This window comes from Rhizosphaericola mali (assembly GCF_004337365.2).
GTDB classification, from domain to species: Bacteria; Bacteroidota; Bacteroidia; order Chitinophagales; family Chitinophagaceae; genus Rhizosphaericola; species Rhizosphaericola mali.
In genome coordinates, this window is record NZ_CP044016.1 from 3349190 (window position 1) to 3373973 (window position 24784).

The following is a 24784-nucleotide window of genomic DNA, read 5'->3' on the forward strand; positions in this document are numbered from 1 at the left end:
AAAAATAAAAATAAAAAATTTGAATAAATGTCTTGGTTACTTAATATTAATGATGATCCTCAACAATAGATTGACTGATAAATACTGCAGTAAGATTGGTGAAGATGAACGCTTGGATAAATGCAACCAATAACTCTACGCAATCCATAAAGATGACGAATAGAATAGATACTGGTGAAAAACCATAACCAGCGACTGGAGACATTTGTCCGAATATAAATATTAAGGAAATAAAACTCAAAATTACGATGTGTCCTGCTGTCATGTTCGCAAAAAGACGAATCATCAAAGCCGCGGGACGAATAACCATACCTAATAATTCTACTGGAATCATTAATATTTTTACAGGAACTGGTACACCAGGGAACCAAAATACGTGTCCCCAGAATTTACCATTTGTGCTGAACACAATCACAATAAACGCGATAATTGCCAATACAAAGGTAAATGCAATATTACCAGATACGTTAGCTGATCCTGGGATCAACCCCAATAAGTTATTAATTAAGATAAAGAAAAATACCGTCAATAAGAAAGGCATATATCTTTCATAATTGTGTCCCAAATAAGTTTTTGCAACATCATCTCTTACGAAAGTGATAACTGGCTCAACTGCATTTTGGAAACCACTTGGCGCTTTATTCGCACCTGTTTTTTTGTATTTTTTAGCAACGGATAACATGATGACAATTAATAATACAGAAGCAAATATTAATTGTGCAGCACCTTTAGTTACAGAGAAATCATAATATTTAGTAGTAACACCTGTTGGAAGAGGTTTACTAAAAGACATTAAAGAAGAATATACTACAATAGTTGAATCAACAGATCCATCTTCATGAGCACCTACAAGAGAACTACCTTCTTCATCAGAAAATTTAAATCCTTTATACGTTTCTCCTTCTTCAATATGTGAAGCAGAAAAAACAACCAATCCTTTCTCTGGAGAAAATAAAATAATTGGCAAAGGCAAACCAAAATGCGCCTTTCCAAAACTTAATATATGGAACTGGTGCGCATCCAATACGTGATTAATTATAGATTTTCCGGCATTATAAGCCTCTTTTTCCTTACTTTCTTGCTTTTCTTGCGCATTTACAAGATTTAGATGAAACACGGAAAATACCGTGAAAACCAATACCAATAAGCGTTTCAAGCCTTTTGAAGTCATACCTTTGAAAAATTTGGCGCAAAGATACATAGACTAAGTATAAAAAAAGATTTTACAGCAGAAAAATTATACAGAAAGTTATAAATATCTTAACAAAGAAAATCTTAACTTGCCCATTAACCCAAACCTCCTGCCACACTAATACCAATTATTAATAAAACAATTAATGTAATAACGATATACAGTTTGTCTTTTTCCAAAATAAATCCAAGCAGGGAGAATATAACTCTAATAGTTGGAGTAATTATCAAAACGATTATACCCAATTTCACAATTTCTTCTCCATGCAAATTCCCAATACCTTTAAATACATTGGTTAAATAATCAAAAAAACTATCGTCCTTCTCAATGAAATGAGCGTATTTACTTGCGACTTTTTCTGAACCATGATCTTTCAAATAAAAGATACCACCAATTAATGAAACTGCTAAGGAAAGATAAACGCCATATCGTAAAACATTACCAATGGCGGTCTGAATATTGGAGTCTTTAATACGTGCCATCTTTTAAAATTTGTGATTAAATCCGTTATATATCATGTTGATAGCCAATAACAATATCACTACCGAAAAGAATAAACGTAATTTCTTTGGATTACTTTTTACCAATATTTTTGCACCTAACATTGCGCCTATTAAAACGCCAATTACGACAGGCATACATAGGCCAGGTTCTATATATCCCCTTTGTAAATAAACAAATGCCGACGCTGTAGCGGTTACGCCCATCATAAAATTACTTGTTGTCGTAGACACTTTAAATGGAACCTTCATTATATTATCCATGGCTATTACTTTGAATGCACCAGAACCGATACCTAACAATCCAGATAAAATTCCAGCCACAGACATCATTGAAAAGCCTCCTCCTACATTTTTAATACCATAAGCCACTGGACCTTCTTTAGTTGGGTAAGAGGATGGCAACTTTAACCAAGTAGCGGCTTTACTAGAAGTAATTTGTACATGTTCGGCTTTCTTGCGTAAAGAATTAAGTCCATTAAAAATCAATACAAATCCAAAAAGTATTGCCACTAAATTTGCAGGAGCAAATGCGGCAATGACCGTACCCAAAACTGCACCGATAGTTGTAGCAATTTCTAAAAACATTCCCATACGAATATTGGTAATCCCTTCTCGTACATAAGCGGCAGCTGAGCCAGAAGAGGTGGCAATCACTGAAACCAATGCTGTACCAATTGCATAATGTAAATCGACCCCCAGCAGGACAGTCAATAAAGGAATGATGATAACACCACCACCTAAACCGGTGAGAGAACCTATCAATCCTGCAGACACCGCACCAAAAAAGACAAGTAAGGTAAATTGATATACGTCCATTCTTTTTATTTAATAATAAAGTATTTAAACAAAGATAATATTTAACAATAGACTAATTTGGTCTACTAATCTCTATACATTCATTTGTGCAATAGCATGATGCGCATCAGCACTTAATTTTGTTAACTTCCAATTATACCATTTTACAGGAATTGTTTTTTTCATTAAGGTATCTATGTTACGCATTCCCACCAAATTCCACACACCATGTAATTTACCGAAAAAAGAGGTATTCAACGCTCTTAAACTCATCGCAAATCCACTTTCCAAATATTCCATATGATGCCAATATCCACCAGGCATAAATAATGTATCTCCTGGTTCTAATATAACATCATATCCTTTTGCATATTTCAATGCGGGAAATTTTACATAATCAATTTTGCTTTTTTTCAAATCATAATAATTAGAAAAATCTGCCATACTTAACACTTCAAATGGCTTTCGATACAATTTGTGCTCTTCCTCATGTGGAAACAATAAAACACGTTTTCTTCCGGCAAATTGCGTATGCAAAATATGACTTAAATCAATATCAAAATGCATATGCGTTATTGCCCCTTCTCCCCCAACGAATAACATCGGCATTGTTTTTACAAAACCACGCATTAATTCATCAGGCCAGGTAAAATCATTTTTCATCTGAGGGGCTTTACTAAATACATTAAATAAAAATATACGCCACGCCGCAGGACCTTGTCGGATCATATCAATGTATTCTCCAAAAGTTGTATAATCATCCGCTTTATTAATGGGTGTATACGCATCGCTCTTTACATTATTATATATACCCACTTTTTCTGTCCCTGCCATTTCTTTTAAATAATTCCAATTCCATTTATGAAAAGCTGACCAATTGTGTGATAAGTTCTTTATTACGACAGGTTTATTATGTCGATAATAAATTTCTTTAAAATCTGAAGGCGAAATGGTCCCAACTGTATCTACTTTATTTAAAATCATAGTAACTACATTCTAACATTTGACAAAATTATACGTAATTTTTTTAGACATATTCCATAGAGCATACTTGTAAATATATCATTTATAATTTTTTGTAACTTGCCAATCAATAATTAATAAAGATTTATAATGAAACATTTAAAGACATCAATTTACTCACTTCTGGTATTGGGAAGTGTCCATGCACAAAAAAAGCCTACAATAGCAATTAAAAATACATTGTATGCCGGTGAAGGTATTGTAACGGTCAACGTGAGTAAATTGACAGACAAGGCTGGGAAATATTTTTTAGCAATTGGAAGAGATCAAGATAGTAGTACCATTATTGATGGCAAATTACATTTTAAAAAGAAATTGGAAGAACCTGCGGTTGCTTATCTTATGTTCCGCCCAGAAAACTCCGATCCTAATAGTCGTCTTAAACCAAAAGATTATTTTACCTTTTATTTAACGCCTGGATCTACAGAAATTGTAACAGACGACTCAATTGCTGGAGCAAAAATCATTCATGAAAATGCCTTCCAAAAAGATTATGCAGATATTAATGCAAAACAAAAAGCATTCAACAACACAGAGTTGAAACCTTTAATGGAAGAATATAAAGTTGCATCACAACAAAATGATAAAGCAAAAGCGGAAGCTATTGGTGAAAAATTTGATTCTTTACAAACTGCATTTAAAGAAAACACAATTAAACCTTTTATCATTTCAAAAGCAAAAACCAGCCCAGTAGCACTTACATTTTTGCAAGACTATATTGGTTACAGTGTAGACTATCCAACAATCAACCCATTGTACGAGGCATTGAGTCCTACATTAAAAGCGTTACCATCAGGTAAGACTATTGGAGAAAAGTTGGCTTTGGCAAAATCTACTCAGATTGGACAACCGGCAATTGATTTTACACAAAATGATACTTTAGGTAATCCAGTAAAATTATCCGACTTCAAAGGGAAATATGTATTAGTCGATTTTTGGGCAAGCTGGTGTGGACCATGTAGAGGGGAGAATCCAAATGTTGTAGAAGCCTTTAATAAATATAAAGATAAAAACTTTACCATTTTAGGCGTTTCTTTTGACGGAGGAAATACAAGAACAACAAAAGAAGCTTGGTTAGGAGCTATACACGCAGATCATTTAACATGGAATCATGTTTCAGACTTACAAGGTTGGAATAATGCAGTAGGCAAATTGTATGGTATCCAATCCATTCCTCAGAATATATTGGTAGATCCTAACGGTAATATTGTTGCAAAAAATATACGCGGTGAAGAATTACAAAAAACACTTGCAGGAATTTTTAAATAAAGATTATTAATTACAAATCAAAAGGGTTCGGAATGAAAACATTCCGAACCCTTTTGATTTGTAAAAAAAATGGTCCAAATATAGATATATCTAGACCAAACACTTTAAACATTTAAGCAATTAACTTTAGTATTATAAAGTTAATGAATCTTAAATTAAATACAACAATCTCTTTACGCAAACGATTGAAATTGATATAAATCAATAAATAATTGTTTTTATAAAGAGATTGCTATAAAATCCTCTACTTATTTGGAAACAGAGAATGAATTTATTTCTACCCCAAAATTGGTACTAATCGTAGCATAATTAGTTGTTAAAATCTTCAACGGTATTGCATAACTAGCACTATAATCAAATTTAGAATTAGGACGAATGGTAATATGTGCGTAAGCTTGTGCCTGACCTTTTTTAATTGTTACACTTGTAGAAAAGCTATAGGTACTGCTATCAGGACAAGTGTAGGAACTACCTTGATCTGTATTGAAAGCACGCAAACTTGCGGTATCTACTCCTAATGTTAAATTAACATCTTGTGGTGCCGTTCCGGTAGGACCACCTACCATCACTATTGCATCAAAACCTGTCGTATCGTTCGTTAAAGTAAGATCGGGAAAATCATATTGCGGATAAATGGGTAAATTTCCATTAACGCCTTGACCATCAGAGCCTCCATTATCTTGAAACATTACAACTTCATTCGACCCTGATGTACTACTCATACTAGGAGCATCTGTATCTTTAAGGCAAGAGGTTAAACTGAAAACAACACTCCCTAATGCCAAAAACATAATTTTATTTAAACTTAGAATTTTCATATTTTAATTATTTAGCCCAGAAAATTAATGATGTATAAACACTAATATCAGATGGTACATTACTAGAATTAAGGGAATACTCTGTAGATGGATAAGGCAATCTTGTTGGTAAATGATCCGGACGGGTAGCCTGAGATTGTGTAGATGCAAATGAATATACTGCATTGTTAGTAACAGTAGTTGATGTCGCAGGGTAACCAGTTCTTCTATATTCGTTCCATGCCTCAGCACCATTAATAAAATCTAAAGCAATATATTTTTGCGTAATAATTGCCTCAATCTTTTCTGCGGTTGTCGTAGCTATATCAAAATTAGCCAAATAGCTAGTACTATTTTTAGTAATATAACTTGTCGCATCCGCTGCAGGATCTAAACCACTTTCCAATATATTAGTTGGTAATTTGTATAGATAGTTAAATGATGCGGCTATCCCCTTATTAAAATCAGACTTTGCGTCTTGCGTCAAAATACCTCTAACATCCGCTTCCGCTTGTAAGAAATCAGATTCGGCTAATAACATTAAGGGTTCTCCCATATTTGGACCTTTCATTACTCCAATAGCATTACCTAATCCTGTACCACTTCCTGTACCAGAATACCATGCACCTGCAGTTGCCGGAGAATTAGCAATCGTACCAGAGCTTACGCCCATTTGATTAACTGGTGTTTTAGGAAAATTATAGAATATCGCAGCACCACGCGCACTATCACTTAGTTTCGCTCCATTATAATATCCCATAATATAATATGTCGGATTATAATCTCTTAATCCAGCAGACCCAGTGTAACTAGCCACCCAAGTACCCCAAGATGGATTAACCTCCCCTGTTGCTAACTTATAACCAGGATTTACTATAGCATCATCTGCCAAAAATCCATCAGTTGTAAAGGTCGTATTAGAAAATGTAGTAGCACTTGAGGCTCTGATAATTAATCTTAATTTCAGAGTATTCGCAAATTGTTTCCAATAAGTCATATTACCTGAAAAAAGAGGATCAGTACCACTTGTAAAGGAAGTTACACCAGTAGTGGCTGAATTTATTTCGGTAATTGCCGAGTCTATATTATTTGCCAATGACACATAAATAGATGCAGCATCATCATATTTTGGAGTTACATAGCTACTACCTTTCAATGCATCAGAATAGGGAATGTTGTTGAATTCATCTACTAACATTTCATACACGTATGATTTTAAAATTCTTGCAGCTGCGCCATAATAGGTATAACTATCATTTCCTTCAGAAATATTGATTATTGACTGCAAATTTTCTAAAATACTATAACCTGATGCCCAATAACCATTTCCTTGCGTTGTTGGATAATTATAAGTCCAAGTGGCACCAAAGCCACCATATCCACCAGCATTAGCCATGTATCCAACCGTTTGACCACCGTAATCATTGAGCGATGACACTAAACTAGCTGTATTTGTTATCGCCAATGGCAAAACTAAATCTGGACTAGATGTTGTAGTTGCATTAGGATTGGTATTAATATTTAGTAATTTATTACACGATACTCCTATCATACCAATAAACCCTATTGTTAATAAAAATTTATTCTTCATTATAGTTGTAATAATTTATTTAGAAATTTAGAGAAATATTAAATCCATAATAACGAGAAGGTGGATATTCAAAACCAGTCAATCCAATACCATTACTAGTTGTACCGCCGTCACTAAAATCAGGATCAGTGTAAATATTATCCTTAGGCATCCACAAGAATAGATTTCTACCTACAAAACTTATTGAAGCAGACTTAAATGTTTTTGTTTTTTCTAAGAAAGATTGAGGAACTGTATATACTAGACTAACTTCTCTAACTTTCCAAAATGCTCCATTAGTTACATAGTTGGATGTCACATTCATATTTTCGGTTGCATCAGTCCAAAAACCACCATTACCATTACCATTTTCCGCAATTACTACCGAATTATTATCTACCCAAGCACCAGAGGCATTTTGATAAGTAGAATTAGGGAATACAAATCTTTGTCTATTAAATTCTACAGTACGGATACCCATACCAGACCAATCCATATCAGGTCCTAGGTTATTAAATCTCTTATAACCTCCACGATATTCAATAGTTGCATTTAACGTAAAAGCCTTATACCTAAATGATGGAGTAAAACCAATTATATTTCTTGCATTTGCATTACCCAAAGCTACGATATTTGGGTTTACTTCAGGCATACCAGTTTTAGAATCTACGACAACTTTACCATTATGTCTTTCATAATCATATCCCATAATTTCAGGAAATTGATAACCAGGAATAGCATAGGATCCTGCAGTACCTGATGAACTCAATTGTAAATTTTGCAAACCATTAGGAATAGCAAGAACCTTATTATTGTTATAAGTATAGTTACCTGACAATGAGACTGTCCAAGTAGCGTTATCAACCGGTACAATTGTTAATTGCGTTTCCAAACCTTGGCTAGCCACTTTACCTGCATTTGTCAATAAACTACTAAATCCTGTAGCGTTTGAAATACTTGTAGTAACTGTTTGATTCGTAGTACGTGTGGAGAAATACGTAATACTACCAGTAGCAAAACCATGAAATAAACTAAAGTCAGTACCAGCTTCCCAACCTTTTGTAAACTCTGGCTTTAAATCAGCCTGTACTAAACTACTACTTACTTGATAACCTGCTACACCATTATATGGATAACCTCCACCTTGAGAATATACTGGCAGTAAGGAATATGCACCAAACGGATTAGCTAATGGACCTAGATTAACTTGACCTACTTTAGACCAGCTCGCTCTAATTTTCCAGTTATTTAGCCAATTAATATTTTGGAATGCTTTCACCGCTTTAGTCAATACGTAAGAGGCATCAACAGAAGGATAAAAGAAAGTGCGATTATCTGGATCCAAAACAGAAACTCTATCTTGACGACCCGTAGTGTGTAAGAATAAATAATCTTTGTATCCCAACTGAACATCATAATAAGCACCAATTTGATTAGCTTGATATTGACTATTTGAAGCGGAAGGGAAATTTAATGTATTAGCCAAATTGTAAAGACCACTTTGAACCAATCCATTAATAGCAGCATTTAAATTCTTTTGATAATCATGTTGTACAGAAGCACCAACTATAGCATTGATGGTTACATCACCGATATGCGTATTGGCCAGTGCTTTTAAATTCTGAACGATCTGATCTTGATATAAACTTCCTTCATTATCGCTACCAGTTATATTCGTTTTAGAACCACCACTAATAGTTTTTGCATAGTCGGTATAGTCAAAAGAATTGGTATAGGCATGATCCGTATAAGATCTCATTGTATACCCTGTATTAGACATAATTTCCAACCAATGCAAAGGTTTATAATGAATTTCAAAACTTCCAGTCAAATAATCATTGCCTTGAATAGCTCTATTATTTGCCGCCTGAAAGTAGGGATTTTGATACCATGGATTATAGTAGCCATTAGGATTGGCATATTCGTTATTCTGCCAATCTTTAAACATAGTAATAGGAATATTACCAGGCATATTCAAATAACTGTCATAAACAGAAGAACCTGCAGAGGTAGTATTGTATCTATTCGCAGTATATCCTACATTATAATTGATAGAGACCTTGTTAGAATTTCCAATTTTTCTACTACCATTCAAACGAATAGACGCACGAGAAAATTTGTCCCAAGCAATAGTCGTTGACGACTTTAAAAATTGACCTGAGATATAGGTAGATGACTTATCATCAGCAGAAGATAAGGAGAAATTGGTTTGATTAGAAACCCCTGTCTGCCAGAACTTGCTTCGATCTTTAAAGTAAGAATAAGGTCCAGTCAATTGATCACCATTTTCCAATGCATAACCAATATCCTTTGTACTTCCGTCAAATTTAGGTCCATAAGATTCGTTTTCTACAGGAGAATAAAATGGCTCACCATTACTATCTGTACCATATCCAGATCCACCTTGTCCATATTCCGTTTGCATTTTAGGCATATAGGCAACATGCTCAAAGGTTAATGTGTTATCTAAATGTATGGAAGATGTCCCATTTTTAGCTCTTTTTGTAGTCACAATCAATGCACCATTAGACGCTTGAGAACCATATAGTGCCACGGCACCAGAACCATTTAAAACGTTCACATTATCAATATCTTCAGGATTAATATTACTTAACATTTCAAATGTTACTATAGTATTATCCAAAATCAATAATGGTTCATTATTACCTGTTAGTGATCTAGCACCACGTAAAGTAATCCTATAACTAGGATTAACGCCTCCACTTGTTGCCATCACTTGTAAGCCTGGAACTTTACCAGCCAATGCACTAGCTAAAGAAGTTGGTCTAGCTTGGTTTATTGATTTAGAACCAATTGTAGTAGAGGTAAAACCTTGCTGAATTTTTTTTACTCTTACACCAGCAGCAGTAACAACTACTTCATTCATAGCCGTATCTAAATTTTCTCGGAGGTAAATCTTAGATAATTTGGCCAAATCATTAATAGATAATTTTTTCGAATCATATCCCATAGTTGTGATTAGAATGTGGGACATTGAATTCGGTACCTGAATGGTAAATTGTCCTTGCTCATTAGTAGCAGCACCAATGGAAGTACCGGGAATAGTAATGGAAGCGCCCACTAAGGGAAGACTATCCTTACCTGAATACACAGTACCCGTAATCTCCTTCTTTTGAGCGAAAGCACCGATACTAACGAACAACCCCAAGGGCATAAGCGCCCGAATTATTCCTTTTTGAATCCTCATGTGTCAATTTTATTAATAAAAAAAGAAAAATGTAAAAAAGAGTCCTAATGCTAGAATGTATTAATATTCTAGTCACACACCCATTGAACCTATTTAATGGAAATGATTAAAATTATTTTTTCGTATTGTGTTCTATAATATTTATAGTATCAATTTAGTAGCTAAATAAAGTTTTATAGTTTAACAGACTCAAAAGTTAATAAAAAGTTTAAATCGCTTCTAAAAAATTATTTTTTTGTTAAATATTCATCTCAAAACTAATAGCATACTATATATCTAATCGTTAACAAAGCAGAAACAAATTGTTAACAGAAAATTTCTCGAATTTCATAGCCTATAGACTATATAAAAAGTCTATTAAACTACATAAAATCAAAATAAATAACTAAACTCATCTATTTAGTATATTATCTACACAAGAAACAAGCTAACTATTATTAATGCAGTGATTTATAATTGTGTAATTTCAACCTTAATAATTATTCATTTATGTTTAAAATATCTAAATACCTCTTGATTGTTCTGTTATTTTCTGGTATAAATAACTTGTTTGCGCAAATAACAGGATCTACTCAAATGAAATCATGGACCGTCGATGGAATAACACGAAAGGCTCTAGTGTATATCCCTAATTTAGCAACTACGCAAGATGCTCCTATAATTTTCCTTTTCCACGGACATGGGGGAAATATGGAAACGATGCTTCAAACCCATGATTTTAGAACCTTATGGCCAGAGGCTATTTTGGTCGTTCCGCAGGGATTAAATACACCAGGTGGGCTCGTTGATAGACAAGGAAGGTTTTCTGGCTGGCAACAAAACCAAGGAGATATGCAAGATCGAGACATCCATTTTTTTGATCAAATATTAGATTCTTTAAAATCAAATTTTCACGTTGACACAAATCGAGTCTTTGTAACAGGACATTCTAATGGCGGTAGTTTTGCGTATTTACTTTGGGCGATGCGTGGAAATAAAATTGCAGCCGTTGCATCTTCCGCCGGATTATCTTTTCAAATTAAAATACCACTTTCCCCTAAACCAGTTATGCAAATCATGGGAACAAAAGATCCATTAGTCAAACCTGCATGGCAAAAAATGGAAATCAATTTGCTAAAAAAATTGAATAGTTGTAGCGATAATGCTGAAATGCTCAATAAAAATGTATTTCTATATCCATCAAAAACAAATACTCCTGTAGAAGTATATATACACGACAAAGGACATATCTATCCTCAAGAATCACTACAATCTGTTGTAGATTTTTTCAAATCTTGCAATTGATATATAAAAAACAAAACGCGATTTCTAATATAGAAATCGCGTTTTACTAATAAGAGAGATTTAATCTAGAAAGATAATTTTGTTAGTACAGGAAAATGATCTGAAGGATAGCGCATCAAATATTTACCAGATTTTTCATCTTTATCAACATATCCATCCGTCAAGATACCATAAGCATTGACCTTCCACGCATCTGACAAAAATATATGATCAATTCTTTCATCCTTATGCAGATTGTTACCAAATCCATTATAAGTCCCAGCACTTGCGAGCTTATTGTTAGTCAACCTATAGGAATCTTTCAAAACATTTGACTTATCCAATAACAAAAAGCTTTCACTACTTTGGTTCACATTAAAATCACCAGTTAATACAATGGGAATTTTAACTTTCATATTTTTGATTTTTGCGAGTATCAATTTAGAACTTTCCGCACGAGCTACAACGCCAATATGATCCATGTGTAAATTAAACATATAAAATTCCTTTCCGCTCTTAATCAATTTAAATTTACCCCAAGTACAAATCCTTGGCAAAACTGCATCCCAGCCTTTATTGGGCTTAGTTGTATCTTGTGATAACCAAAAATTACCACTTTCTACAACTGTAATTTTCTTTTTATTATAAAATATAGCGGAGTATTCACCCTCTTTTTTACCGTCATCTCGACCAATACCTATATAAGAATAATCAGGCAATTGATTTATTAAATCTTGTAATTGCCAAGATTTTCCTTCTTGCGTACCCCAAATATCAAAGCCATAATATTTGACCATATTTGCAATTACTGGAAATCTTTTACCCCAACCGTTACCATCGGTAGAATCTTCTTTATTGGCATTACGAAGGTTGTATGTCGCCAAATTTAATTTTTGAGCATTTACTTCTACCATAGACATCATAGCTACAGAGAAACACATTGCTAAGAATAATTTTTTCATGTATTACTTAATTTTTATTGTTAAACTACCAACCTGTATTTTGAACTAAATATTTATTCTTCTGTAAAACTGTTGTAGGAATTGGGTAAAGATATTTATAATCTGCCCATATTTTAGACGTATTAGGCAACCAAAGTAAATGGCCATAGGTCTTGTTATCTAACATAATGCTACTACCTGAGACATCTATATAACTTACCCCTGTTTCTTGCGTAGTTGGAGCGGTAATGTAAAAACAAACATCATTTTGACCATCTCCATTTAGATCCATCGGAGTTCCCACAGAAGGAACATACATACCATCCCACGTATTGGTAAGATCAGCCCCTTCATCCCAACGTACTAAATCTGCAAATCTAAATCCTTCTAAGGCTAATTCAATACCACGTTCTCTGCGTATTTCCATGATTGTTGGATCTGTAATATCTGGATAATAATTTGTTTGCAAATAAGAATCTACAACCGTTGGAAGATTACTCAAGCCATCTGTAATACCAGCTCTTGCTCTTATTTTCCCTATAGTACTTGCCCAATCTGTAGAAGTAATCGTACCCAATTCGGCTTTAGCCTCTGCATAATTTAATAGAATCTCTGCATAACGCATTAAGGAGATACTATTAGTATTTAATGCGGCATTATTATATTTTGTATCATCTAACACCCATTTAATAGGTTGATATCCAGTATAGACATAGGAGAAATCTGGGGCCGTTTTGGTAGGATTTGCACCATTACTTGTAACTGTATAATTTAATCCCCTTACTGTTTGTTGCAAACGCCAATCACGATTTTGCATCTCTCTTATAAAAGGAATTGTGTCATATCCATTTTTATCCGTAAATCTAGATCCATCAATATTTAAATAAGTATTGATAAATTTTTTGATAAAACTAAAACGGGTTCCATAAGTAGAACTATTAAAGTACCAGTTTGCATCATTGTAAACTGACAATGCGGAGCTTGTTACGTCAGCTAACATAATCTCACTTGTCACAGGAGCAGAACTTGTAAATAATGTTCTGTACGAGGTACTATCAGATCCATATATACTATAAGCACCGGATTGAATTACTGTATCGGCTGCGGCTGCGGCTTTTTGTAATAAGGAATCTGCACCACCTGTAAGACCAAATGAAGTATGATATTTTCTAAACGTACCTTCAAACAAACAAAATCTGGACAAATAACCGTATACTACCCATTTTGTAATAGTACTTCTAGTTGACTCTTGATCTGTAGTTATATGTTGACCCGCATACTCCAAATCAGCAATAATAGAGTCCATGATTAATGTACGAGAGTCTCTAGGTTTATATAAATCCGTTGAATCATCTGAAGCAATTGGGGTACTATACCAAGGCACATCCCCAAACTGTTTCATCTTATCAAAATAAAAATAAGCTCTAAAAAATCTAGCTATCCCTATATAATTTTCTCTAACAGATTCAGAAACTGCAGTATTAGTACAATTTTCAATAAAATAGTTGACATTTCTTAGATTGGTCCAGTCCCAGCCAGTTGCATTATCAGCGGTGTAGCCATTGGATGTAAGATAAGTAGGGATAGAACTAGTTGCTCCATAGTCGGATATATTACAATCTGTCCGAAATGGATCACCTATAGAAGGCAACATATCATAAAAAGAAAGAGCATAGGTTGACAATCCACTTTCACTGCCGAAGATTGCATCTTTGGTAGCTGTACTTTCAGGCTGTTGATCTAAATTTTTAGTACATGAAAATGTGAGCAACGATATTCCTAAGATCAAAAGATATTGAATTAAATTATTTTTTCGCATTGTTTTAATTTTAGAATGATAACAAAATACCAACCGTATAACTTTTTAGCATTGGATAATTATTACCATTACCATAACTACCATCTGTAAGATCCGCATCAGAGCCTCCAATATTTTCGACATCAATAGCTTTCATATGTTTATATAATGGGGATGCAGACCAAAGATTTTCACCACTGAAATAGATTCTTGCACTTTGGAAGGGAAGCTTTTTCATCATTTCTTTATTTACATTATACCCTACTTGCAGATTTTTCAATTTTATATAGCGTACATTTTGTAGATATTTGGATTGTTTGACATACAATTCTCCCGCAGAGTTTTGAGCTACATAACCACGTAATCTTGGAAAATAGGCATTAGGATTATCTTCTGACCACATGTTACCTACCTGAGATTGCATTAAATAATTATACGGTCTATTATATTGTCCCCAAAAATTATCCGCTTCAGCTCCAGGCCACCAATTTTGTTTTAATACGCCCATAAAGAAAGCATTTACAAAAAATCCTTTGTAATCACCACCTAGTTTAAATCCAAAGGAATATCTTGGAGTTGTATTTCCAATAATGGATAAATCGCCATGATTATTTACTGTATTTGTTCCATTATTGATTACACCATCTCCATTTAGGTCTTTAAATTTAATATCACCAGGCAACCATGTTCCAGAATTAGATGCTTTGAAACGTGATTGCATTGCTGCTGCCTGACTCACATTTGCAGCAGTCCAATAACCATCATTGGTATAGCCCCAAACAGAACCTAATTTTTCACCAACATAATAATCTGTTAATGTCCCAGTTACATTATTATATCTAGTGATTGTAGCTTGGTAATCAGACATCCAAAACGCAATATTATAATGGAATGGACTATTAGAGATATTGAAATAATCATTCCATCCAATATTAAATTCAAATCCATCCGTTCTTAAATCTGCATAATTTCCATAAGGAGAACTTGCACCGAAGACATCAGGCAAAGTTGGTCCTACTGTAAACATATTTTTGGTAGTACGTCTATAAATATCCGCAGTAAATGACAATCTATTATTCAAAAATTGTGCATCCAACCCGATATCTGCAGTTATTGCTTTTTCCCAAGTCAAACCACTTGGCAGTACATTAGGAGAACTCGTTTTTTGAGATTTGTTTCCCAATATTACTCTACCCGATTGAGATAATACAAAATTTTCTGTGTAAGTATAAGGATTAACATTACCATTACCCAATGCACCTAAGGAACCTCTTAATTTTAAATCCGAAATAAATTTGGAGGACACTTTCCAAAAATTTTCATTAGAGATATGCCATGCAGCAGATGCAGATGGAAAGAATCCAAAACGTTGATTATTAGGAAATTTAGAAGAACCGTCATACCGGCCATCCATCTCAACTAAATATTTATTTTTATAGTTATAATTCAATCTGTAAAAGCCTCCCAAAATAGCCCATTTAGAATACATTCCAGCTGTTGTAATGGCACTACCTGAAGCTAGATTTATATTAGTTGCATCTGGATACAAAATACCATTTCGTTGAACAGACATCGTATCTGTAGTCGATTGTTCATAGTTATACCCTAACAACAATTTAAAAGTATGACCGCCAGACAATTTTTTCTCATAATCAGCATATAAGTTGGCTGCGAGATAATTGTTTTTTTGGTTTTCCACCTTGATATAGTTAGTTGCAGACCCAACATAAGAGGTTACACCATCTGCACTATTGTATGGAACCTGTACGGTAACTTGATCTAGATTTTGCGTTGTATTTTGAAAAGTAAAATCACCTCTAATAGATAGTTGGTTTTTCAAAAGATTCGCAACAAACCCTGTTGTATTCTTTAAAAATTGAGAAGTTGTATTGATATGATTTTTTCCATACACAAAGTCTCCTACTGTATATGCCGCAGAATAGGTCAATGATCCATCTGGATTATATAACATTGAAGTTGGGTGTCCTTCATCTGCTAATTCCCTCCATATATCTCCACTTTCACCTGAATTCATAGGCATGTGATAAAACCTATTAGAGTACTGCATAGTATTAGTTATTTGCAACCAAGCAGTAGCTTGAATAGTACCTTTTCCCGTCAAGTTATACATGTGATAATTATCTGAATTATATCTAAACAATCCATCTTGACCATAGTATCTTCCTGTCAAATAATAGCTCACCTTGTCAGAGCTCCCATTAATGGAAAGATTTTGGCTCATAGCACCTAAATGCTTTTTGTATAAAATATCATACCAATTGGTATTGCCATAGTATACATAGTTACCACTAGCATCCGTACCTACTTTTGGCAAACTAGGATCTTCATCATGAATCTTCAATTGATCTAAATAATCTTGTGAGAACTTCTGAGTTTTGTTCATTGAAGAAGGCAAAGAGTTGTAGTCATTCCATCCACTCCATGCAGAGGAAAAACTAGATGCATATTGATATCCATCACTGACAACATCTGGTATTTTAGATGGACTTTTAGAAGAGTAATCACTTGAGTATGTGATACTGATACGGCCTTTCTTTGGTGTCTTTGTCGTGATTAATACCACACCAAATGCAGCACGCGCACCGTATACAGCAGCAGAGGAGGCATCTTTCAATACCGTAACAGAAGCAACATCATTCGGATTAAGCAAACTAGGATCTCCTTGCACTCCATCAATTAATACAAGAGCACTTCCACCTTGACCAATAGAGGTATTACCTCTTACATTAAATGCAGGAGATTGAGTTGGCTTTCCATCCCCCATTACTAAATTCAAATTAGGAATTTGTCCTTGTAATCCTTGAGTTACATTAGACAATGACCTATTTTCTAATACTGCACCACTTATTTGAGAAACAGCACCAGTCAAATTACCCTTCCTTTGCGTTCCATAACCAACCACCACAACTTCATCCAAATTTGTTTTTTTATTTGGAGTAAGTCTGATAAAAATAGAATTATCTTGATCTTCTTTTAAATGTAATCCATTAAACTTACCCGTATCATAACCTACATAGAATGCTTTAAAATTATAGGTATGATCATTTAGTCCATTTTGAATAATAAACTGCCCCAAACTATCTGTATTTCCAAATAATTCTTTTAAAGTCATCGCATCCGTAGCTATTACAGATGCGGCGGAAATCGGTTCTCCTTTTTCATTCACAATAGTGCCATGAATAGACATATTTTTCTGAGCCTGCCCATAAAGACAAATCGACCCAAATATCCATAACAGAGCCACTGACATTAGCCGTTGCTTGCTAGTCTTCATAATTGATAAATTGTTATTTAAAATTTAATTACTTATTAGTAGTGTATCTAAACTATCTCGAGTATTAACTGTAGGATTTTGAAATGAATCAACTATAGGATGAATATCAATAGTATCTTTATTTAAACTATACCCCAAATGATTCATCCTACAAATATTTGAAAATATCACCTTTAACGAATCACTTTTATAAACAATTCCAGTAAAGTATTTATTAGCAATATTTATTTGGGTAACATTTATTTTTTTTGAAAATACATTTCCCAATTCTGTAAATACGTCCGTAAGAATACATTGATGGAACATCACAGACAAACTATCCTCGGTAATAGATTTTATTACTAAAGGATGAATAATACTATTTACCCCAATATCCTGTTTTGCTACATTAATATTTCTTAACACGAACTTCGACACATTAACAGCCCCATTAGCATAGGAATAGTTCATTTGTTGACCGGGAATCAGTACCAAATCTTTATTCCATCCTATTAAACTAACTACCTCTTTACGTAGCCAAATTTTACCTTGAAATAATTTAATTTTTAAATTATTCGCTTGCTTGTTATTTACTAAGAATCTAGTCCCCAATGCAGTTGTGGAGATTGAACCTGAATAAACAACGAAAGGTTGATGTTTATTTTTAGCTACTTTAAATATCGCTTTTCCAGATAAATATATGGAACGCTCTATGCTTTTAAACGGAGTATAAAATGATATTGAACTATGAGGATAAAGGTTAACTACACTTTTATCCGACAAAATAATTTTCTTTATTTTCAATGAATTATTTCTAATAACCTGCTGTTGCTCTGATACAGTCTGATTTGTAGCGACTTTATACTCTTTTTGAGGAGCATTATTAGCAATTGTATTGTTATCCTTAACGATAAAAGTAATTAAAGCAATAAAAAATAGAATTGCCGCAGCGGCTATATATTTATAATTTCTTATCAGACTAAAAGGGGAAATGATTTTATCATTTGACTCTAATAAATCATTTTCTATTTTAGATAAAATGGACGCCTTCTTTGTATCTGTAAAAATAAGTTCAGGAGTATCCGTAATATGCGTAGAATCATCAAAATATTTTCTCAATAAATCTTCATGTTCATGTATTAGCTTATAAATAGCTAATAGCTCAGACTTAGAAGCTGTTCCATTTTTATAATTTACTAAAATATCTTTTATATCATCTGCCATTCTATATTGAAATGACAGATTGATAGAGATAGGGGGTACTATTTTATATTAACTAAATGTTACCATTTTTTTTACTTTTTGAACACCATATCGCATACCAAAATAGATAAGGTAATATCATTTATCAAAGCATACTTTTTAACCAACTTAGTTGCAACTTTTACATAATCTTTGACAGTCGTAGCTGAGACACCTATAATCGCTGCCGCTTCCACGTAAGATTTTCCTTCTATTTTGCATAAAACGAATGCATTTTTCCGTTGTTCGGATAATTGATCAATACCCTCTCTCAGCATTTGTAGTTTTTCCTCATATATTATTTCACTTTCCAAATCCACATCATTAGAAATAATATCATCGCCAACAATTAATACATCTAAAGAAATAAGTCTATTCTTTACCTCTTTTTTTACATATTCTAATGATTTAAAATAGCTTGTATTAAAAAGCCAGCCATCAATTTTAGTATTTTCACTTAGTGACATTCTTTTGTTCCAAAGTAAAACAAATACTTCTTGTAGAATATCTTCTGCATCACCTGACTGCGTCACTAACTGACAAATATTTTTATATATCAACTCAGAATAATCATGGAATATTTGTGTAAATATCTGTCGATCTCCACTTTTCAATTGTCTAATCCAATATTCATTTTGTGTCTTAGAAAGCATTGCCATTTTCTTAAAATCTCCTGAATCGCAAAGCTATTATCTATAACATTTTTTTAATATTATCTTATTATTAAGTGGTTTTACGGCAATCGGCGTATATTATAAGTATGAAATATTATATAAAAAAGCGAAGGGGATTATAGCCTAAAGAAATAAATGGGCATACATTACAAAACAACAACTTGATTATTTTTTTTCATCAAAAATGTATACAATTAACATTTCGGCATCAGATTTTCCCACATTAATCGGATTGTGAGGAACACGTGCATCAAAGTAAAGAGAATCACCTTCATCCATATCATAGTTTTCATTTCCTATTACATATTGCACTTGCCCTTTTAGTAAGTATTTAAACTCAAAGGCATCAGTTGTTACCATTTTTCTTTTTGCGGAGGACTCTAGACGAAGAAGGACGAAATCATAATGAATATTTCGGCTATTAAATGTCAATATTCTACGATAATGAAAACCTTTGGATTTTTCCTTTTCAAAAGATTCATACTTTGCTTTTTTCTTCAATAATACAGGCGCATTTTTACCCATCAGATTTATATCTTTAAAAAAAAGATTTAAATCTGCATCTAGTGCTTTTATGATGTTTAATAATACTGGTAATGAAGGTACAGAGCGGCTATTTTCTATCTGACTCACCATTCCTTTACTAATTCCGGCATCATCGGCAAGTGTCTGTAAAGTGACGGCTTTACTCTTCCTAAGTTCTCTAACTTTATTACCTATCTGTAAAAAAACATCTTCTTCCATGATCGCTTATTTCTCTTAATATGGTGTTGGCGGAAAGGTAGCTATATTTATGCAATCGGTAGAGTATTCTATCTTAAAATTAATTTAATAACTGTTATAAAAAAACTCAATTATTTAGTGTCGAAATACTTTCGTCTAGCACTTCTATAAGTATATTCATAGCTTCTATCAGTTGCTGTCTATCAATAATCAATGGAGGTGATAACTGGAGCACATTTCCTTGAGACACTTTAAAGCTCAATCCTTTTTCCAAACAACCATACATTACTTTTTCTGCCAGAATGTAGTGCTTTTCTTTTGTTTGACGATCTTTTACCAGTTCGATCCCCCATAGCAAACCGAGACCTCGAATATCTCCAATTTCTTTATATTGATGTTGTAGTTGATTTAATTGTTGTCTCATCCAGATTTCATCGGATTGCACTTTTAATAGTAAATTCTGATTCTGAATAGTTTCTAATACTGCCAATCCTACTGCAGCCCCCATAGGATTTTTCTCAAAAGTATAATGCCCTAAAGATATTTGTCCCGCCATTGCATTAAACTTTTCTCTAGTCACAATTCCTGCCATTGGAATAAGACCACCGCCCATTCCTTTGCCCAAACAAACTATATCTGGCACGATACCAAAATGCTCAAAAGCAAACATTTTTCCAGTCCGTCCAAAAGCAATTGGAATCTCATCTAATATCAATAAAATACCATGTTTATCACAAATTTCACGAATGCGTTTCCAATAAGCTTTTGAAGGTATCTGCACATCTGTATTTCTAACAGTTTCAGCAATAAAGGCGCCAATTCCACCTTCTTTTTCTATCACATATTCTAAATAGTCTGCATAAGGCACATCATTATCTCCTGTATTCCATATATTTCGATAACGATTGGGAGGAGCTATACGTTCCACACCGGGCATGAGCGGTCCCATACCTTCTCTAAATTGTGCCTCTCCTCCCACAGAAATAGCGTCTAGTCCTGCTCCATGAAAAGCATCCCATAAAGCCACCATTTTAAATTTACCAGTCACTAATCTAGCTAATTTTATCGCCATACTTACCGCAGAAGTACCACCAGGTGCAAATAAAACCCTAGTCAATTCCATTGGCATAGTAGCAACCAAAGCCTCTGCATAATTTATAGCTTTCTCATTAGTAAAACGACGAGGACAAAATGCTAATTCTTCTACCTGATCTTTCAACGCTCCTACTAAAGCAGAATGACCATATCCTAGTTGATGAACATTATTACCATGAAAATCCATGTATTTTTTCCCAGCACTATCTATTAAATAAATACCTTCTGCATGCACCAGATTATCTAAACACGGCGTTGACAAGGCCTGGTGCAAAAAAACATCTGCATCTCTTTTTAATAACTCATCCGCTACTCTAATCATTTGATTTTCGGACCATTTTTCACGTAAAGAAGAATGATTTATATCTCCTTCACTCAGATGTTTATAAGATTCCATTTGATTGTACTTTTTTATATTTATGATAAAAATAATATGCAGATATCGCAGTCCCGACTAATCCAACTAGGCAAATTATTTGCACTAGAAAAGAAAAAAAAGCAACCCATTGCAGATGTATACCCCAAAATTCTCTAACAAATAAAATTAACACACTACCCAGATACCCAAAGGAATCAGCGATATACATATAAAATCCAAAATTCCCATTCACTTTAAACGATGCAATCATTCGTTCAAAATAAAGGCAATTGAAAGGTACATAACTTAAATATAGTCCCGTACCCACTAAGAGCATCCAATAAAAAGGATTTATAAAATGTAGATGAAATAATAAAGTACTAGTTAATGCAATACCATAACCTATAAAAATGATTACATGATTAATCATAAAGGCTTTTATATTAGACTTTACCAACACCAACAAACTCATACACAATAATAATATTAATGATATAGGAATTTCAGTACGAGAAAATATAGATGGGTCATTTCCTAATCCAATTTCATTAAATAATTCGTTGGAAAAATTATCTCTAAAGTCTCTTAAAATTGTGAGCAGTGCATAAGTTAATATAATAGTCATTAAACCAGGGAGATACGCTTTTACAGCAACCCTTCTAGCTGCTGCATCCATCGGCTTACGAGCATTTCTTTGTAATACATCCTCTTGTGATGGAGGAGGCACTTGATTTAATAACCAAGTAAATAAAATGAGAGGTAAAACAAAACTAGCACCCGCCAAAAAAGGCATCCAAAACACATTAATACCAGCATCCAGCAGTAGCGACTTCCCCACACTTTTTACAACTCCAGAAGAAAAAATAAAACTAATAGACAATACAGCACCAGTAAACTCTGTACTTCTCTTACCTTCTAAATAACTAAATACTACACCCCACACCATTCCAAGAGGAAAGCCATTTGCCAATAAGAATATAATATTGTACGGTGCTGGTACAATAGCAAAAAAGAGGAGCATCGTCCATGCCAATAATATGAGTATCAGTATTGTACGAGCACGATGCTCTTCACGCATTCCCGAGATAAATTTGATACCATAAAATTTACTTAATGCATAGCCAATAACTTGTGCAGTAACTAACCATACTTTATAGCTCACATGCAAAAAACTCAATCCATCAAAACTGGCTGCGGTAAATGGCTTTCTAAATGCGTACATACAGAAATAAACGCCAAAGGACGCAATAGCAGCATATAGATTGACAAACCAAGACGGTGCGGTCCTTAATTTGCTCCGCATAGTATTTGAAATAAACATTCGTAATATTTATGTTGAGGTATTTTTAAATTGTATAAAACAGGGACGCCATCTGAGAGAAATTCTATTTCTAATCAGACAGCATCCAATAAAATAAATTAATTTACCCCTACTGTATCAACCACATTTTACCGTTAATATCATCAGTCGCAAAGCCTTGATTCGTCAAAGCAGCTTTCCAATTCGTTGCATTCTGATTTTGTTCCACTTGTGGATATCCCCAACGTAGCGGAATCGTGCCATTATTACCGATACCTGTACCATTCCTAAATGCAGGAATACCTGTACGCCTATAATTAAAATAACCTTCCCAAGCTGAATTTTGAAACATGGCAATATATTTCTGCATCAAAATTTGATTTAATCCAGTAGTACCTGCAACATATTTTACAGCAGATTGGTTATAATAGTTATCAAATTTAAATGTGAAAGGAAATGCCTTAATACTAGTCAACGAACCTGAAGGTAAAAAATAAGCTTTAAAACTAGTATCTGCAATATTTAAATCATTGGAAGCAAAGGACGTCGTAATTCCTTCTTTATACCAAGTTTCTGCATCTCCGCTAACCCAACCTCTATTGATCGCTTCAGCGATATTAAAACACATTTCTGCATAACTAACGAGTTTATCAGGAATACCTACATAAGAATTATAGTATCTATTTCTATTGATAAAAGATACTGTACGAGCACTCGCTTCTTGTTCTATTGTTGCAATAGAAGCACCTGTACTTTCACCCACAAAGGCATTAAAATCTAGCGTATCAGTAATATTATTATTATTCATATACCCCCAAGCAGGCTCACAGTTTACATACACACGTGGATCTTGCAAATCTGTCAATGACTTTACATATGTCTGAGCCATAGCATATCTTGATGCAGTGGACCCAAAATTGACCATATTTAAAGGATATTGATTATATGTAGTAACGTAAGTAAATTCCAAATCATTTGCACTGCTTGATAGCAATGGATACTTCGCCGGATTATTAATAATATTTGAAAATTGTGTTGCAACATCTAAATCAGCATCGCTTGACTTCTTACTTAAACTAATTAGCACCCTTAATTTGAAAGCATTCACTGCTTGTTGCCATTTAGATAGATCACCTGCATAATAAATATCCTGCACCGACCCTGTTAATGTTACATCATTTGATGTTATTAAAGTTTGAAAGTCCGTATTTGCGGAATCCAAAACATTAAGAACATATTGAAATACATCTTTTTGAGCACTATAAGTTGGCTGAAGATTATCAGAACCTAGCAAAGCATCTTTCATCGGAATATCCCCATTCATCGATGTTTGATTATAAAAATAGTAGGCTTTTACAAACTTTCCGATTGCTTCATATACATTCACAGTTCCTAACGCAGTCCTTAAAGCTTCCTTTTCCATCTGATTAACGTTTTTCAAAACCGTATAACTATCAAAAGTAGCATTAGACCAACTATATTGATTATCTCCATAGTAAGCATAGGCACCAAGAAAATATTGATTATATTTCTGTACATTATCCCAAGAACCTGAACCACCAAGTTGTCCAACAGAACCAGTTCCTGACATATCAGTCAATATAGTTCCTAAAAGTAAACTTGGAGTAACTTCTTCTCCTTGATTGGGATTAGATTGTAATTTTTCAATCGTTTTTTTACAGGAAATAAAAAACAAAGTAAAACATCCTATAATTAAATATTTATATTTATTAATATACATTATTTCAATATTTATAGA

The 24784-nt window shown here is 33.6% G+C and carries 18 protein-coding genes; 2 read left to right on the forward strand and 16 right to left on the reverse strand.

Annotated elements, in window-relative coordinates:
* Window positions 1-46: 46 nt before the first annotated feature.
* The 4 genes from atpB to E0W69_RS14420 form a co-directional block, all read right to left on the reverse strand.
* Window positions 47-1171, reverse strand: a complete 1125-nt coding sequence (gene atpB / locus E0W69_RS14405) for a F0F1 ATP synthase subunit A (protein ID WP_131330758.1) — start codon at window positions 1169-1171, stop codon at window positions 47-49.
* 116 nt (window positions 1172-1287) lie between these two features.
* Window positions 1288-1674, reverse strand: coding sequence for a DUF1634 domain-containing protein (locus E0W69_RS14410; RefSeq protein ID WP_131330759.1), 387 nt, complete (start codon window positions 1672-1674; stop codon window positions 1288-1290).
* A gap of 3 nt (window positions 1675-1677) precedes the next feature.
* Window positions 1678-2511 carry a sulfite exporter TauE/SafE family protein gene (locus E0W69_RS14415; protein WP_131330760.1) on the reverse strand — a complete coding sequence of 278 codons (834 nt, stop codon included), beginning with the start codon at window positions 2509-2511 and terminating at the stop codon, window positions 1678-1680.
* Between the two features lie 72 nt (window positions 2512-2583).
* Complete coding sequence (locus tag E0W69_RS14420) at window positions 2584-3474, reverse strand: cupin-like domain-containing protein (protein ID WP_131330761.1); 891 nt, start codon at window positions 3472-3474, stop codon at window positions 2584-2586.
* A 129-nt stretch (window positions 3475-3603) separates the two neighbouring features.
* Here E0W69_RS14420 and E0W69_RS14425 point away from each other — a divergent pair, with 129 nt between their 5' ends.
* The gene (locus E0W69_RS14425) at window positions 3604-4782 is read left to right on the forward strand and encodes a TlpA disulfide reductase family protein (protein WP_131330762.1); all 1179 of its coding nucleotides are present in this window, start codon (window positions 3604-3606) and stop codon (window positions 4780-4782) included.
* Window positions 4783-5030: 248 nt separating this feature from the next.
* Here the strand turns inward: E0W69_RS14425 and E0W69_RS14430 are convergent, their stop codons facing one another.
* Genes E0W69_RS14430 through E0W69_RS14440 form a run of 3 tightly spaced genes read right to left on the reverse strand, consistent with a single transcriptional unit; the run spans window position 5031 to window position 10357 of the window.
* On the reverse strand, window positions 5031-5600 hold the full coding sequence (locus tag E0W69_RS14430; protein WP_131330763.1) for a DUF1735 domain-containing protein: 570 nt from the start codon (window positions 5598-5600) through the stop codon (window positions 5031-5033).
* 7 nt (window positions 5601-5607) lie between these two features.
* On the reverse strand, window positions 5608-7170 hold the full coding sequence (locus E0W69_RS14435; protein ID WP_131330764.1) for a SusD/RagB family nutrient-binding outer membrane lipoprotein: 1563 nt from the start codon (window positions 7168-7170) through the stop codon (window positions 5608-5610).
* 19 nt (window positions 7171-7189) lie between these two features.
* Entirely contained in the window at window positions 7190-10357 is a 3168-nt protein-coding gene (locus tag E0W69_RS14440; RefSeq protein ID WP_131330765.1) for a SusC/RagA family TonB-linked outer membrane protein, read from the reverse strand.
* 489 nt (window positions 10358-10846) lie between these two features.
* On the opposite strand from E0W69_RS14440, the gene E0W69_RS14445 reads away from it, so the two are divergent.
* Entirely contained in the window at window positions 10847-11641 is a 795-nt protein-coding gene (locus tag E0W69_RS14445; RefSeq protein WP_131330766.1) for an alpha/beta hydrolase family esterase, read from the forward strand.
* Between the two features lie 65 nt (window positions 11642-11706).
* On the opposite strand, the gene E0W69_RS14450 is transcribed toward E0W69_RS14445, so the two are convergent.
* The 9 genes from E0W69_RS14450 to E0W69_RS14490 all read right to left on the reverse strand — a co-directional run bounded on the left by E0W69_RS14450 (window position 11707) and on the right by E0W69_RS14490 (window position 24766).
* Window positions 11707-12582: an endonuclease/exonuclease/phosphatase family protein gene (locus E0W69_RS14450; RefSeq protein ID WP_131330767.1), complete on the reverse strand. Its 876-nt coding sequence runs from the start codon at window positions 12580-12582 to the stop codon at window positions 11707-11709.
* A gap of 25 nt (window positions 12583-12607) precedes the next feature.
* Window positions 12608-14380, reverse strand: a complete 1773-nt coding sequence (locus E0W69_RS14455; RefSeq protein WP_131330768.1) for a RagB/SusD family nutrient uptake outer membrane protein — start codon at window positions 14378-14380, stop codon at window positions 12608-12610.
* A 10-nt stretch (window positions 14381-14390) separates the two neighbouring features.
* A complete protein-coding gene (locus E0W69_RS14460; protein WP_225321272.1) occupies window positions 14391-17567 on the reverse strand; it encodes a SusC/RagA family TonB-linked outer membrane protein in 3177 nt (1058 codons plus the stop codon).
* 111 nt (window positions 17568-17678) lie between these two features.
* Window positions 17679-18857 carry a FecR family protein gene (locus E0W69_RS14465; RefSeq protein ID WP_131330770.1) on the reverse strand — a complete coding sequence of 393 codons (1179 nt, stop codon included), beginning with the start codon at window positions 18855-18857 and terminating at the stop codon, window positions 17679-17681.
* A gap of 71 nt (window positions 18858-18928) precedes the next feature.
* Window positions 18929-19528: an RNA polymerase sigma factor gene (locus tag E0W69_RS14470; protein WP_191967860.1), complete on the reverse strand. Its 600-nt coding sequence runs from the start codon at window positions 19526-19528 to the stop codon at window positions 18929-18931.
* A gap of 186 nt (window positions 19529-19714) precedes the next feature.
* Window positions 19715-20293 carry a helix-turn-helix domain-containing protein gene (locus tag E0W69_RS14475; protein ID WP_131330772.1) on the reverse strand — a complete coding sequence of 193 codons (579 nt, stop codon included), beginning with the start codon at window positions 20291-20293 and terminating at the stop codon, window positions 19715-19717.
* Between the two features lie 106 nt (window positions 20294-20399).
* Window positions 20400-21764, reverse strand: a complete 1365-nt coding sequence (locus E0W69_RS14480) for an aspartate aminotransferase family protein (RefSeq protein ID WP_131330773.1) — start codon at window positions 21762-21764, stop codon at window positions 20400-20402.
* The gene (locus E0W69_RS14485) at window positions 21751-23028 is read right to left on the reverse strand and encodes a DUF5690 family protein (protein WP_225321273.1); all 1278 of its coding nucleotides are present in this window, start codon (window positions 23026-23028) and stop codon (window positions 21751-21753) included. The genes E0W69_RS14480 and E0W69_RS14485 overlap by 14 nt, the downstream gene beginning before the upstream one ends.
* A gap of 127 nt (window positions 23029-23155) precedes the next feature.
* Window positions 23156-24766 carry a SusD/RagB family nutrient-binding outer membrane lipoprotein gene (locus E0W69_RS14490; protein ID WP_131330775.1) on the reverse strand — a complete coding sequence of 537 codons (1611 nt, stop codon included), beginning with the start codon at window positions 24764-24766 and terminating at the stop codon, window positions 23156-23158.
* Between the last annotated feature and the right edge of the window lie 18 nt (window positions 24767-24784).